Source organism: Paraburkholderia terricola (genome assembly GCF_900142195.1).
GTDB lineage: Bacteria > Pseudomonadota > Gammaproteobacteria > Burkholderiales > Burkholderiaceae > Paraburkholderia > Paraburkholderia terricola.
The window spans coordinates 110388-124326 of record NZ_FRAB01000017.1 but is presented as its reverse complement, the minus strand read 5'-3'; the positions used below and the strand labels follow the sequence as shown (position 1 = coordinate 124326).

At 65.0% G+C, this 13939-nt stretch carries 11 protein-coding genes and 1 pseudogene; 7 read left to right on the top strand and 5 right to left on the bottom strand.

The window, feature by feature from the left end; all coding sequences use genetic code 11:
* Positions 1-288: 288 nt before the first annotated feature.
* The 5 genes and pseudogenes from BUE39_RS17045 to BUE39_RS17025 form a co-directional block, all read right to left on the bottom strand.
* A pseudogene (locus BUE39_RS17045) lies at positions 289-465 on the bottom strand (SAM-dependent methyltransferase); the annotation flags it as partial.
* 262 nt (positions 466-727) lie between these two features.
* Positions 728-1573 (bottom strand): DMT family transporter, encoded by an 846-nt coding sequence (locus BUE39_RS17040; RefSeq protein ID WP_073429899.1) that lies wholly within the window; start codon positions 1571-1573, stop codon positions 728-730.
* Between the two features lie 25 nt (positions 1574-1598).
* Positions 1599-2048 carry a cyanase gene (cynS, locus tag BUE39_RS17035; RefSeq protein ID WP_073429898.1) on the bottom strand — a complete coding sequence of 150 codons (450 nt, stop codon included), beginning with the start codon at positions 2046-2048 and terminating at the stop codon, positions 1599-1601.
* A gap of 121 nt (positions 2049-2169) precedes the next feature.
* Positions 2170-3519: a sensor histidine kinase gene (locus BUE39_RS17030; RefSeq protein WP_073429897.1), complete on the bottom strand. Its 1350-nt coding sequence runs from the start codon at positions 3517-3519 to the stop codon at positions 2170-2172.
* Complete coding sequence (locus tag BUE39_RS17025) at positions 3516-4238, bottom strand: response regulator (RefSeq protein ID WP_083083896.1); 723 nt, start codon at positions 4236-4238, stop codon at positions 3516-3518. The genes BUE39_RS17030 and BUE39_RS17025 overlap by 4 nt, the downstream gene beginning before the upstream one ends.
* Before the next feature lie 154 nt (positions 4239-4392).
* Between BUE39_RS17025 and BUE39_RS17020 the strand changes: the two genes are divergently transcribed.
* The 7 genes from BUE39_RS17020 (at position 4393) to BUE39_RS16990 (ending at position 13880) form a co-directional block, all read left to right on the top strand.
* The gene (locus tag BUE39_RS17020) at positions 4393-5256 is read left to right on the top strand and encodes a MipA/OmpV family protein (RefSeq protein WP_084561427.1); all 864 of its coding nucleotides are present in this window, start codon (positions 4393-4395) and stop codon (positions 5254-5256) included.
* A gap of 151 nt (positions 5257-5407) precedes the next feature.
* The gene (locus BUE39_RS17015; protein WP_073429895.1) at positions 5408-5779 is read left to right on the top strand and encodes a hypothetical protein; all 372 of its coding nucleotides are present in this window, start codon (positions 5408-5410) and stop codon (positions 5777-5779) included.
* A gap of 265 nt (positions 5780-6044) precedes the next feature.
* Positions 6045-7268 (top strand): MFS transporter, encoded by a 1224-nt coding sequence (locus BUE39_RS17010; RefSeq protein WP_073429894.1) that lies wholly within the window; start codon positions 6045-6047, stop codon positions 7266-7268.
* A 255-nt stretch (positions 7269-7523) separates the two neighbouring features.
* The gene (locus BUE39_RS17005) at positions 7524-8552 is read left to right on the top strand and encodes a TetR/AcrR family transcriptional regulator (RefSeq protein ID WP_073429916.1); all 1029 of its coding nucleotides are present in this window, start codon (positions 7524-7526) and stop codon (positions 8550-8552) included.
* A 338-nt stretch (positions 8553-8890) separates the two neighbouring features.
* Complete coding sequence (locus tag BUE39_RS17000; protein WP_073429893.1) at positions 8891-11389, top strand: acyl-CoA dehydrogenase; 2499 nt, start codon at positions 8891-8893, stop codon at positions 11387-11389.
* Between the two features lie 146 nt (positions 11390-11535).
* Positions 11536-12957, top strand: coding sequence for a 3-oxoacyl-ACP reductase (locus tag BUE39_RS16995; protein WP_073429892.1), 1422 nt, complete (start codon positions 11536-11538; stop codon positions 12955-12957).
* Between the two features lie 2 nt (positions 12958-12959).
* Positions 12960-13880 carry a MaoC/PaaZ C-terminal domain-containing protein gene (locus BUE39_RS16990; protein ID WP_073429891.1) on the top strand — a complete coding sequence of 307 codons (921 nt, stop codon included), beginning with the start codon at positions 12960-12962 and terminating at the stop codon, positions 13878-13880.
* Positions 13881-13939: the final 59 nt, after the last annotated feature.

Sequence of the window (13939 nt, the reverse complement as noted above, 5' to 3'; positions counted from 1 at the left end):
CGCTCTCGCGAACGCCTGATCGCTATGACTCGCTATATGACTTGTAAACGGGAAGCCGAAGCGCGCGGCGTGAGCATGGCCGCGTCGACATCTTCTGTCGTGCTCGGCGCGGTCCTTCCGCTATTGCCGTGCCCGAACCACAACCCGGTGTTTTGCAGCGCAAACGTGTCGACACGGCCCCCCAGCCAGGTGCTTACCACCAGCAATGCCTCCGTATTCCTCGGCGGGCGCAGCTCATCTGTCCTGCCGGCGAAGTAGCGTTGCGTCAGATCGTGCGCCGAGATACGGCGTGAATCGCGGGTCCCTATCTGCGCGGCGGCGCCAGTCCTCGTCCGGCGACAGCAACGCGAGACCGATCCGGTCTTCCAGCACATGCGGCGGCGGATCGGCCTCGACATGCAGCGCGCGCCACAACGCGACGCGCGCTGCCGTGCTGTCCGGCGCCACATCTCGCTTGTCGTGCATCACGTTCAATCCTGTATTGGTGTTCACCTTCGCTTCGAGTCGACGCATCGCGCCGTGCCGCGCCATGCGGAAAAGAATGAGGATGTCGCGCCTCACGAGCGACTGACGAAGGGATGTGCCACACAGCATCCACATGTGGAAACGCGGTGAGCAGAAAGAATATCACCTGCCCGAACCCGGCGCCGGACCGCATCCGTCTCAGGTCCGCCGACAGCGCTCGAGCGGATCTCCATGCGCGAGGCCGATCGACACGCAAGTGTCGCTATCTGACGGTCTGCTTTTTCGCCACCACCAATGCAATGCCGCCGAGCACGGCGGCCGAACCGACCAGCAGGCGCGGCGTCAAGGGTTCGCCGAGCAACACGATACCGCCCATCGCCGCAATGACCGGTACGCTCAATTGCACGGTGGCCGCGGTAGCCGCTTTCAATTCCCGCAAGGCGGTGTACCAGACGACATAGCCGACGCCGGAGGTCACTGCCCCGGAAAGGATCGCGTACATCAGTCCGGATTGTTCGAACGAGGTGTGCGCAAGCGTGAGCATACTCACCGCCGCCGCGAACGGCACGGCTCGCAGGAAGTTCCCGGCGGTCGTGGTCGTCGGATCGCAGGACCGTCTGCCGCGCAGCGAATAAACGCCCCACGCGACGCCCGCGCCCAGCATCAACAGGGACGAACCCAGAGGCGGCGCCGAGATGCCCGGCAGAACGAGCCCGATGAGACCGCCAAGCGCCAACACCAGCCCGGCCCACTGCGGCACGCGCAGGTGCTCCCCCGTCCAAAGGCCGTAGCCGATCATCGTCGCCTGCACGGCGCCGAACAGCAGCAACGCGCCGGTGCCGGCCGGCAGGCCGAGGTATGCGAACGAAAATCCGCCTGCATAGACAAAAAGCGCAAATGCCGAATACCAGTTGCCTGCGATGCCGCGCGGCGCACCACGTATTCGCAGGATCAACCAGAGCGTGAGCGCGGCGGATACCACCCGCGCCAACGTGAACGTCGCCGCATCGATCCCGGCGCCTTTCAGCGCCAGGCGGCACAGCAACGAGTTCCCCGCAAACGCGATCATGGCGAGCGTCGTGAGCGCGGCGATTCGTGTACGCGGCATGGACCGCTTCACTGTCAACAGGCTGTCAATAGGTCTTGTAAGGCAGGAATTTGCCGGACAGCAGCACCTTCACGCGATCGCCCTTCGGATCGGCTTCGCGCTGGATGTCCATCGAGAAATCGATCGCGCTCATGATGCCGTCGCCGAATTCCTCGTGGATCAATTCCTTGATCGTCGTGCCGTAGACGTTGACGATTTCATACCACCGGTAGATGAGCGGATCGGTCGGCACGGCGGTCGGCAAGGAGCCCTTGTACGGCACGATCTGCAGCCACGCCACCGCCTCGTCGGACAAACCGAAGATCTCGCCGGCAATCTCCGCTTGCTGCTTCGTGAACGTCATCTGCCCGAGACACGCGGCCGTCGTCCATTCCTTGCTCGCGCCGATGCGCTCCGCGATCCCGCTCCATTTGAGACCTCGCGCGACTTTCGCCGAAACGATCATCTGCGTCACTTCACTGCGGCTGGAAATCATGGCGTGCTCCTGTTGAACATATCGGGCGGTTGTCTTCATTGCCGGCACGGTCGTGCCGATTACCTCGTCTGTCGTCACGCTTCGGGCGCATCTGCGTCGATTCGAGTATGACACCCCGCAATCACGATATCAGCGGCAAGGTCACACTAACCTGCAATCCCCCGCATTCCCGGTTGCGAAGCGCGATATCGCCGCCATGAGCGCGGATGACGGCGCGCGCCGATGTCAGTCCCAGGCCCATCCCTCCGGTGCTGCGGTTTCGCGATTGCTCGAGGCGGAAAAACGGCGCGAATACCTGCTCGAGCGCGTGAGGCGGAATGCCGGCGCCTCGATCGCTGATCTCGACCACGATTTCCGTCGCGGAATGGTTCAGTTGCAGCTCCGCCCTATTGCCGTATTTCAGCGCATTGTCGACGAGGTTCATACACGCGCGCCGCAGTGAGAACGGCCGCCCGTTGAACGCGAGGCGATCGGGGCCGGCATACGAGACGGGCTGCCCCTGGTCGCCATAATCGTCGGTGATGGTGCGCAGAAGTCCCGCGAAATCGAAAACCGTGGTCTCCTCGTCCTTATAGTCGTCCCTGAAAAAGGACAGGGCCGAGTCCGCCATCGCCTGCAAGTCGTCGACGTCGCGAAAGAGGCGCGCCCGTTGCTCGTCGTCCTCGATGAACTCGCCGCGAAGCCGGATCTTCGTGAGCGGCGTGCGCAGATCATGCGACATGGCGGCGAGCATCACCGTTCGGTCCTCGACGAATTTGCGCACTTGCGCCTGCAATGCGTTGAACGCCGCGATCGCCGCGCGCAGTTCTCCCGGCCCGGTCTCGCGGACGGGACCGGCGCGCGGATCGCCGCCGATGCGGCGCAGTTCGTCCGCGAACTGCCGGATCGGCTTCGAGAGAAAGTAAGTCGCAAGCACCGATGCCGCGAGAATCGACAACCCGACACATCCCAGTGCCACGGCGATCTGGCGGGGTTGCAGCAGCCCCCAGTCACGCTGTGTGGCGATGAATACAACCCAGCTTTCGTCGCGCAGTTCAACGGCCAGAAAATAGGCGCGGGAATGTTGACCGCGATCAAACTGGATGCTGGCGGAGAGCGGATCGTCCGAGCTGAAAAATACGCGAGGACGCTGGCGGCCCTCGATCAGAAACCACCTGGACAGATCGGAATCCGCATCGGGCGGTTGCGCCACGGCGAGGCGGCGAGCGACCGTCGAGTTGGCCGCATACCATTCGGCCCGGTTGGACTCGATCTGCACGGCGCGGGCCAGTCGCGGGCGATCGATCGCCGACGCCGCATCGATCATGCGGACCGTGTCGTCGGCCCGGTCGAGCAACGCGGTCTCTCGGGCCGTCGGACCGGCAAGCTGGCTAAAGAGCACGGCGAGCCCGAGCACGCCGATGATGGCCGCGCCGACCGTGAGCGCAATCCGCCACGCGATGGTGTCCGGCGGACGCAACCGGATGCTCATCCGCGTCGAACCGCTGGCGTGAACATATAGCCGCCGCCCCGAACCGTACGAATGACGGAAGGCGTTTCGGCGTCGGCGTCGAGTTTTCGGCGCAGACGGCCGACCTGCACGTCGATGCTCCGGTCATAGACCTCGTGCGACGACCCGCGCGTGAGGTCGAGCAGTTGATCGCGCGTCAGCACCCGCTGAGCGTGCTCGGCAAACACGAGCAGCAGATCGAATTCGCTGCTGGAAAGAATGATCAGTGTGTTGTCCGCCGAGCGCAGTTCGCGCCGGGCGATATCCAGACGCCACCCGCCAAACGACAGTACCGGTCTGGTGTGGGTGCCCACCACCGCGGCCCCGGTTTGCGTCGTCCTGCGCAGCACGGCCTTGACTCGCGCGAGCAGTTCCCTTGCATCGAATGGCTTGACCAGGTAATCGTCGGCGCCCATCTCGAGACCCACTACCCGATCGACGTGATCCGCCACCGCCGTGAGCATGATGACCGGCACTTTCGAGGTTGCGCGTATCCGCCGGCACAGGCTGAAGCCGTCCTCGCCCGGCAGCATGACATCCAGAATGACGATATCGACGTGCTGGACATCGAGTGCCGCGAACAGGCTGTGTCCGTCGGTCGCGATGCTGACCTCGTGGCCATGCTTGCGAAAAAAGCCGGTCAGCAAGGACCGGATGTCCTCCTCGTCGTCAACCACCAGTACGTGCGGCATATCAGTCATTCCCAAATGCTAACCGGAGCGGCCCGACGATTGATGTCAGCCGTTCATCCCCAGTATTTCAGGGGCGACACATTGTATCGGCGCCGTAAAAAACCGCACATCATGCCGTTGAATCTCCTGCGTAATCTCGGGCTCCCCGACTGGAGGTTCCTGAATGGCAATTTCATCGAAAACGGCGCGGCGTGAAGGCGCCGCATTGGCGCATGCCGCAAGAAAAAATCGTCGCCGCGAATACCGGGCGCTGCTGGCCGCCGCCTCGCTTATGCTGGGTTCCGGCAGCGTCCGGGCGCAGAACGCGACCAATCCCGACGATTCCGGCTTCACCGTCCTGAGCAATGCCACCAACGTCACCCACTGGGGACTGGGCGCGGGCGTCGGTATCGAACCCTCGCCGTATAAGGGCGACAGCGCGAGGATCACGCCGATTCCGCTTTTCTACGTCGATAACAAATGGATCAGCGCGTTCGCCACGACGCTCGATCTGAAAGTCGGGCAATGGAACGGCGTCACCTTGGCCCTGCGTGGCAAAGTGGGCATTCTGGAGGGCTACAAGGGCTCCGACGCGCCGATCCTCAACGGCATGGAGAACCGGAAGAGCGTCACCTTCTGGTACGGCCCGGCACTCGGGTGGCAGAGCGGATTCGGCACGCTGACCGCCAGTTACCTCGTCGGCGGAAACAAAGGGCAGCAGGCCGCCGTCGACTTCAGAAAAGCCTTCGAATTCGGCAAATGGACCGTCGAACCGCATGTCGACACGAGGTGGCTGAGCGACAAATACGTCGACTACTACTATGGCGTGACGCAGTCGGAGGCGCGTGCGGGACGGCCGGCTTACGACGGGACATCCACGCTGAACACCACCATCGGGACGCGAGTCGCTTACCGGCTCACGCAACAGCAGTCCGTCAGCCTCGATCTGCAGGTCACCCATCTCGGCAGCGGCATTTCCGATAGTCCGCTCGTCGGCAAGCGTTTCATTCCCGCGGCCCGGCTGGGCTACATGTATCAATTCAAGTAAAGCCGGTCATGTCGCGTGGTCCGGCGCTTGGGCCGCCGGAGCACGCTCGTTATCGACTCAAACCCGCTCAGACTCGCTCAAACCCGGCCAAACGCAGCCGCTTGCCTTTAGCGGCCTCGCGCCTGGCTTCGCATTTCACAGGAGCAGCTCGATGCTGTTTGGTCCGTCTCGCACAGCACAGCGTTGCCACGCCGCCTTCGACGAGAGCGCGGAAAGCGACCGCATGGACAGCCGGCGTGTTGCTCGCGGCGGGTTGCGGCCCAACGAAGTCCCTGGCTCGGGTTCGGCGGGCAGCGTCCTCTCCGGCTGGAAAGCGTGGACGTCGAACCTGGACCAAACAGATGCGCTGCGGAGCAACGATCTGGCCGAGAGCATGAATCTATTGGAAGCGCTTCAACAGAATCGGCTGCTTCGCAAGAAGCTCGATGAAACACGGCAGGAAGTCGAGGTGCTGGTCGAGGCGCTGGAATACGCGAGAAGCATTGCCCCCTGCCAAAAGCTCAGGTCGGCCTTACCGGAATAGCTGGCGACACGCCAAAGAAATACATTACAAAAACCAAACTAAAATTCAACGCCATTAATACGATAATTACATCTCTCCGACATTCACCCTGCATTGAGATTGTGTAAGTCAATTGCGCTGCGATTAATCCGGATATTCGCCTGTTCGATTCAATGCAAGCGCTTGACAGTCGGCGTACACTCGCTCGAAGCCAATGCCACAGGCATATGGCCCGCATAGCCGCCCGCGGTTGAACGGGTATCTGGGGGACTTTGGAGAACAATCAATGAGTTGGACACGGGAACAAAGAAACGTCACGATCGCCGCCTATCTCGGCTGGACACTCGACGCATTCGATTTCTTTCTCATGGTGTTCGTATTGAAAGATATCGCGGCGGAATTCAATACGAATATCCCGGCGGTCGCGTTCGGCATCATGCTGACCTTGATGATGCGTCCCGTCGGCGCATTGATCTTCGGCTGGCTCGCCGACAAGTATGGCCGTCGCCCCACGCTGATGGTCAACATCGCGTGCTTCTCGCTGCTGGAATTGCTGTCCGGCTTCTCGCCGAATCTCATCACCCTGCTGGTGCTGCGCGCGCTGTTCGGTATCGCGATGGGCGGCGAATGGGGCGTGGGCGGCGCACTGACCATGGAGACCGTGCCGCCGAAGTCGCGCGGCGTGGTCTCGGGCCTGTTGCAAGCCGGTTATCCGAGCGGCTATCTGCTCGCGTCGGTCGTGTTCGGCGTTTTCTATCAATACATCGGCTGGCGCGGCATGTTCTTCGTCGGCGTGCTGCCCGCCCTGCTCGTGCTGTACGTGCGCGCGCACGTGCCGGAGTCGCCGGCCTTCCAGACGCTCGAAAAGCGGGCGCGTCCGGGCCTCGTCGCCACGCTCAAGCGCAATGTCGGGCTGTCGCTCTATGCGATCGTCCTCATGACCGCGTTCAACTTCTTCTCGCACGGCTCGCAGGACCTATATCCGACCTTCCTGCGCGTGCAGCATCAGTTCGACGCGCATACCGTCTCGTGGATCACGATCACGCTGAACGTCGGCGCGATTATCGGCGGATTGTTCTTCGGTTTCGCGTCGGAGAGGATCGGCCGCAAGCGCGCGATCCTCATCGCGGCGCTGATCGCGCTGCCGGTGCTGCCGCTGTGGGCTTTCTCGAGCACGCCGGTTCTGCTCGCGGCAGGCGCCTTCCTCATGCAGATTTCGGTGCAAGGCGCATGGGGTGTCATTCCGGTGCACCTGAATGAAATCTCGCCCGACGAAATTCGCGCGACGTTCCCAGGCCTCGTGTATCAACTCGGCAATCTGATCGCCTCGGTCAACGGCCCGCTGCAAGCCAGCGCCGCCGAAGCGCACGGCAACAACTACGCGCTCGTGATGGCGGTGGTGATCGGCATCGTGGCGCTCGTGATCGCCGCACTGATTCCGTTCAGCCGCGAGCGCCGCGGCATCGACATGACGCAGTCGGCACGACAGGTCGCGGCACGCGTCACCTGAAACAGTCCGCTTGGGAGAAGCAAGCCCCATGAGGCCGTTCCGATCACGATCGGAACGGCCTTTTTATTTCCGCGCGCTCCGACGCGCCGCGCGTCACGGACAAGACCGGCCTTCGTCGGGTCCTCTAGAGGAGTTAGTCCACGGACGGCCTTGATCGCCATCGTCATCCTTCTTATCCTCAAAAAAACGCCTGTTTCAAATTCGCACTTGAATCGCTTGTTCGCGGGCCGCACGGCCGGCAACCAGGAGACGCCCATGGCAGTTCGCACGACAGGCCGGCATGCCGGCGACACGAAGTCCCGCATCCTCGACGCCGCCGAAACGCTCTTCATCGAATGCGGTTATGAGGCGATGTCGCTGCGTCAGATCACTTCGCGTGCCGAAGTCAATCTCGCGGCGGTCAACTATCACTTCGGCAGCAAGGAATCGCTGATTCACGCGATGCTGTCGCGCCGGCTCGACCGGCTCAACCAGGAGCGGCTCAAGCTGCTCGACCGCTTCGACCAGATGCTCGGCGCGCGGCTCACCTGCGAGCACGTGCTCGGCGCGATGTTCATTCCGGCGCTGCGGCTCTCACGCGATCCGCGCGCCGGCGGCAAGGCGTTTCTACGGCTGCTGGGGCGCGCTTATACCGATCCGTCGGCGTTCATCCGCGACTTTCTGAAGGCGCACTACGAGTCGGTGGCCGTGCGCTTTTTCGATGCGTTCCAGCGCGCGTTGCCGCATCTGCCGCGCGAGGAACTCGGCTGGCGTCTGCACTTCGCGATTGGCGCGCTCTCCGGCGTGCTGGCGGGCGCCGATACCGACGACCTGATTGCCGAGTTCTCGCAGGGCAAGTCGATGAACGACCTGCAACTGATAGCGCGCCTCGCCTCGCTGATGGTCGCCGCGCTGAAGGCGCCGTTGCCGGACAGCACGCAACTGGCCGCGTTCGCGGCGGTGCTGGGCGACGCCACCGAAAGCGGCCTGACGGATACAGGCGAATGCCCGAGTGCGGGTGCGGCGGATGCGGCGGGTGCGGCGGGTGCGGGTGCGGGTGCGGGTGCGGGTGCGGGTGCGGGTGCGGGTGCGGGTGCGGATGCGGATGCTGGTGCTGGTGCTGGTGCTGGTGCTGGTGCTGGTGCTGGTGCTGGTGCTGGTGCAGCCGCTGCGGCTGCGGCGGCAGACGCGCAGCAGGCGCAAGGCGGTAAGCAACCGCCACCTGCTTCCATGCCGGAAGCCGAGCGCCCTGGCGGCAATCTTCCGGCGAACTCGTTTCATCATGCGTCGCAAGGGGCGGCTTAGCGAGGAAGCGGCACGGAGAATGCGGGCGATGTACCTTAAGGAACCCGCCGGTCCATAGCCGAACGCCGTGAGCGCCATCTACCCGCGCCGCACATCCAGGTCCCGCATCTCAGCGACGTCACGCTGCCGAACTGGGATTGGTGATTGGACGCGAAGCGCAAGCAGGCGCGACCCGAAGCCGCGAGCAGGCCGCCCGGCAAAGTCGTCGCCCAGGCGTCCAGGCGAAGCAGCCGAACCGAAGCGTCAGCTTTAAAAAAACAACATGACGGCGAACGCATCCGCGCCCGTGGATGCGTTCGCACGCAGCGAAAAGACCCAGCGAAAAGGGAGGAAACGTCATGCCGTGGTTCATCCTGGTGCTCGTCATTGCGGCGCTCGCGCTCGTCTACGTTCAGGCGCGCGCGTCATGGTGGCTCGCCTGCATGATCGTCTGGGTAGCGGCCGCGCAGGTCAGCGGAGCCGCGGGTCCGGCCGCGACGGTCTTGCTTGCCGTTCTGTTCGTCCTCCCCGCCCTCGTGCTGACCATCAAACCGCTGCGCCGCGCATGGCTCGCGAAGCCGCTGCTCGAGCTCTTCCGCAAGATCCTGCCGCAGATGTCGCCGACCGAGCGCGACGCGATCGAAGCCGGCACCGTCTGGTGGGACGCCGAACTGTTCTCGGGGCGCCCGCATTGGGACACGCTGCTCGGCTACGGCCCGGCCACGCTCACCGCCGAGGAGCAAGCGTTTCTCGACGTCGAATGCGAGCATTTGTGCGACCTCGCGAACGACTGGGAAACCACGATGGTGTGGCAGGACCTCTCGCCGCAAAGCTGGCAATACATCAAGGAGCGCGGCTTTCTCGGCATGATCATTCCGAGGCAGTACGGCGGCAAGCAGTTCTCCGCCTACGCGCATTCGCAGGTCATCATGAAGCTCGCCACGCGCTGCTCGGCCGCCGCCGTTTCGGTGATGGTGCCGAACTCGCTCGGCCCCGCCGAACTGCTGATGCACTACGGCACCGAAGCGCAAAAGAACCACTACCTGCCGCGCCTCGCGCGCGGCGAGGACATCCCCTGCTTCGCGTTGACGAGCCCCTACGCGGGCTCGGACGCCGCGGCGATTCCCGACGTGGGCATCGTCTGCAAGGGCGCCTTCGAAGGCCGCGAAACGCTCGGTTTTCGCGTGACGTGGGACAAGCGCTACATCACGCTCGGCCCGATCGCGACCGTGCTCGGCCTCGCATTTCGCGCGCTCGATCCCGACCATCTGCTCGGCGCCGATGACGAACCCGGCATCACCTGCGCGCTGATTCCGACCCGCCACCCCGGCGTCAATATCGGCCGCCGTCACTGGCCGCTGAACGCGGTGTTCCAGAACGGCCCGAACTCGGGCAAGGACGTCTTCATTCCCATCGACTGGGTGATCGGCGGACGCGCGCAGGTCGGCAACGGCTGGCGCATGCTGATGGAATGTCTCGCGGCGGGCCGGGCGATTTCGCTGCCGTCGTCGAACGTGGGGATGGCGAAGATCGCCGTGCGCGGCACCGGCGCCTACGCCGCGATGCGCCGCCAGTTCCGCACCGCCGTCGGCAAGTTCGAGGGCGTGCAGGAAGCGCTCGGCCGCATGGGCGGCAATCTGTACGTGATGGATGCCGCGCGCCGCCTGTCCGCGCAGGCGGTGGACCTCGGCGAGAAGCCCTCGGTGATTTCGGCGATCGCCAAGTATCACATCACCGAACGCGCGCGCACGGTCATCAACGACGGCATGGATGTCGTCGCCGGCAAGGGCGTTTGCATGGGGCCGTCGAACTTTCTCGCGCGCGCCTATCAGCAGGTGCCGATCTCGATTACCGTCGAAGGCGCGAACATTCTGACGCGCTGCCTGATCATCTTCGGCCAGGGGGCGATTCGCTGCCATCCGTATGTGCTGAAGGAAATGGCCGCGACGCGCGAAACCGATCGCGCCCGCGCGCTGTGCGATTTCGACGCGGCGTTCTTCGGCCATGCGGGCTTCACGCTCTCCAACGTGGTGCGCGGTTTCGTCCACGGTGTGACGGGCGGCGCGTTCATCGCGAGGCCGCGCGCGGCGCATGGTCCGCTGCTGCCGTACTACCGCGCGGCGACCCGCCTCTCGACCGTGTTCGCGTTGCTCGCCGACGTCTCCATGTTCGTGCTCGGCGCCGATCTGAAACGGCGCGAACGCATTTCCGCGCGTCTCGGCGACGTGCTCTCGCAGCTCTACCTGATCTCGGCGACGCTCAAGCGTTTCGAGGACGAAGGCCGTCAGGAAGAAGACTTGCCGCTGGTGCGCTGGGGCGTCGAGGATTCGCTGTATAAAGCGCAGCACGCGCTCGACGGCGTGCTCGCGAACTACCCGAACCGCTTCGCCGCCGGCCTCGTGCGGGCGCTGGCGTTTCCATTCGGCCTGCCGTACCGCGAGCCGTCCGACCGGCTTGGCAGCGACATCGCCGAATTGATGCAGACGCCCGGCGCGGCGCGCGAACGTCTCGTGGCCGATTCGTATGTACCGCGTCCCGATGTGGATGCGCTCGGCTACGGCGAGCTGGCGTTCCAGTTGAACCCGCGCTTCATGCGGATCGAGCAGAAGCTGCGTGAAGCGGTCAAGCAAGGGCTGCTCGAACCGATGCCGCAGAGCTTCGCGCAACTGCCCGGGTGGACCGCGTCCGCCGAGCAGAAAGGCTTGCTCGACGCCGACGAGCGCCGCGTGCTCGACGACTATGCGCGCTACGGCGCGGAAGTCGTGAAGGTCGACGATTTCGCGGCCGACTTCGACATGCTCGCCGGTCTGCAACAACGCAAGGAGGCGCTCGACAAGGCGTTGGAAGCCGCAGCCTGACAAGGGTGCGAGCGTCTTGACGAGCGCCTGCAAAAAACATCCCGGCGAGGCACCCCGGATGCGTCCAACTCAGTGCACACTGACACACGTCCGACGCCCGCAAGGGGCACTTCCCGCGGCGCGCTGTCAGCGGAGCAACGACCGATATGAACGACTCTTATCTGAACTTCGTCAACTCGCCGCTCGGCGCGCGCCTCGCGCGCTCGCTCGGCTTGCCGAAGCCCGAGGTGCTGCGCCGCCATCGCGCGGACGAGCCCGAGTTCGGCGGCGTGGTGGCGATCGGCGCGGGACGTGAACCGCAGTTGCTCGATGCGCTGGCGAATCTGGTGGCGAGCATCGGCGTGACGAGCGTCGCGCATGAAAGCGCCGGGCTGTGGGTGCCGCTCGCGACTCGCCACGGCTTGATGACGGGCCGTTTCGAACCGGCGGATTCCGGCTCGCCCGGCAGGCTCGCCGCACTGCTGTTCGATGCAAGCGGCATCGACGACAGCAGCCAGCTCGAACCGCTGCACGGATTCTTCCACGACACCTTGCGCTCGCTCGGCAAGTGCGGGCGCATCGTCGTGTTGGGGCGTCCGCCGGAAAGCTGCGCGAGCCCGCGCCAATGGACCGCGCAGCGCGCGCTCGAAGGTTTCACGCGTTCGCTCGGCAAGGAAGCGCGGCGCGGCATCACCGCGAATCTCGTCTATGTCGAGCACGGCGCGGAAAGCGGCGTCGAAACCTCGCTGCGATTCTTTCTGTCGCCGCGTTCCGCGTATGTGTCGGGCCAGGTCGTGCGCATCGGCAGCACTGCCGGCGCGGGCCCGCAAGCCGCCGCACCCGCGTTCGACTGGAAAGCGCCGCTCGCGGGCCGGCGCGCGGTCGTGACGGGCGCCGCGCGGGGCATCGGCGCGTCGATTGCGAGCGTGCTGGCCGCCGAGGGCGCGCATGTGATCGGCATCGACATTCCCGCCGCGCGCGACGCGCTCGATCTGACCATGCGTCAGTTGAACGGCACGGCCCTCGCCTTCGACATCGCAGCGCCCGAAGCGCCCGCGCAAATCGCGGCGGCGCTCGACGAACAAGGCGTGGATATCGTCGTGCACAACGCCGGCATCACCCGTGACAAAACCATCGCGAAGATGACCGCCTCCGTGTGGCAAAGCGTGATCGACATCAACCTGTGCGCGCAGGAACGGATCGACGACGCGCTGCTCGCCGCCGGCATCGTGCGAGACGGCGGGCGCATCATCGGCGTGTCGTCGATCAGCGGCATCGCGGGCAATCTCGGGCAAACCAATTACGCGACCTCGAAGGCCGGCGTGATCGGCCGCGTGCAAGGCATGGCGCCGCATCTTCGCGCACGCGGCATCACGATCAACGCGGTCGCGCCGGGCTTCATCGAAACGCAGATGACCGCCAGGATGCCGTTCACGCTGCGCGAAGCCGGCCGCCGCATGAACGCGATGAGCCAGGGCGGCCAGCCGGTCGACGTCGCGCAAACCATCGCATGGCTCGCGCATCCGGGCTCGGCGGGCATCACCGGCCAGGTCGTGCGCGTGTGCGGACAAAGCCTGATTGGAGCGTGACCATGCGTGAGCCGGGTGATCCGTTCGGGGGCGGTCTTACCGTGAGCGCGGCGCGCCCGAAAACCGTGGTCGTCGAGCCGTTGCCCGCCCCGGCCAAGCTCTATGCGCGCGCGTTGAGCGGCATCGTCAAGCGCGCTCGCGCCACGCAACTGCCCGCGCTGCGCCTCGTGCGCCCCGCCGTCGCGCTCGACCCCGGGCCGATCTGGCGTTACGCGCGCGTGTGCGGCTTCATCCCCGAGCACGGCGTGCCGCTCACCTATCCGCATCTGCTTGCGTTTCCGTTGCATCTGCTGATGCTGACCGACCCGGCGTTTCCCTGGCCCGCGCTCGGCCTCGTGCATCTGGCCAATCATGTGCGGCTGCGCCGGCCGCTCGCGTACAAGGACGTCTTGCGCGTCGAGGTGGAATTCGGCGCGCTGCTGCGGCACGACAAGGGCCAGGCGTTCGTGCTGCATACGCGCATGTATCGCCGCGGCGAAGCGGTGTGGGACGGCGACAGCGTCTATCTGAAACGAGGCGTGCCGCCGACCGGCAATCCGCTCGATCCGCTCGAACTCGGCCCCGCCGCGCTGGAACGCATCGCGCGCTGGCAACTCGCGCCGCAACTCGGCCGCGACTATGCGGGCGTGTCCGGCGACTACAACCCGATTCACCTCAGCGCGCTATCCGCGAAGGCGTTCGGCTTTCCGCGCGCGATCGCGCACGGCATGTGGACGCTCGCGCGCGCGGCCTCCGCGCTGCAACCGCCGAAGCCGCTCGCCGAGGCCACGCTGAGCGCCGAATTCAAGGTGCCGATGCTGCTGCCGGGCGAAGCGTCGCTGTGGAGCGCGTCGCCCTCGCTGATCGAACGCGACATCGAGGTGCGGGATATCGCCGGAGACAAACCGCATTTGCGCGGCCGCATGCAGTGGCGGCTGCAATGAGGCACGCAGGCGTGCGCGGGATTTCATCCATGCATGGAATTCGCGCCGCCGCGAATCGT

Coding starts and splice junctions, on each gene's coding strand:
- BUE39_RS17015 (WP_073429895.1), top strand. CDS start 5,408: ATGCTGTTTGGTCCGTCTCGCACAGCACAGCGTTGCCACGCCGCCTTC.
- BUE39_RS17020 (WP_084561427.1), top strand. CDS start 4,393: ATGGCAATTTCATCGAAAACGGCGCGGCGTGAAGGCGCCGCATTGGCG.
- BUE39_RS17025 (WP_083083896.1), bottom strand. CDS start 4,238: ATGACTGATATGCCGCACGTACTGGTGGTTGACGACGAGGAGGACATC.
- cynS (WP_073429898.1), bottom strand. CDS start 2,048: ATGATTTCCAGCCGCAGTGAAGTGACGCAGATGATCGTTTCGGCGAAA.
- BUE39_RS16990 (WP_073429891.1), top strand. CDS start 12,960: ATGCGTGAGCCGGGTGATCCGTTCGGGGGCGGTCTTACCGTGAGCGCG.
- BUE39_RS17030 (WP_073429897.1), bottom strand. CDS start 3,519: ATGAGCATCCGGTTGCGTCCGCCGGACACCATCGCGTGGCGGATTGCG.
- BUE39_RS16995 (WP_073429892.1), top strand. CDS start 11,536: ATGAACGACTCTTATCTGAACTTCGTCAACTCGCCGCTCGGCGCGCGC.
- BUE39_RS17005 (WP_073429916.1), top strand. CDS start 7,524: ATGGCAGTTCGCACGACAGGCCGGCATGCCGGCGACACGAAGTCCCGC.
- BUE39_RS17040 (WP_073429899.1), bottom strand. CDS start 1,573: ATGCCGCGTACACGAATCGCCGCGCTCACGACGCTCGCCATGATCGCG.
- BUE39_RS17010 (WP_073429894.1), top strand. CDS start 6,045: ATGAGTTGGACACGGGAACAAAGAAACGTCACGATCGCCGCCTATCTC.
- BUE39_RS17000 (WP_073429893.1), top strand. CDS start 8,891: ATGCCGTGGTTCATCCTGGTGCTCGTCATTGCGGCGCTCGCGCTCGTC.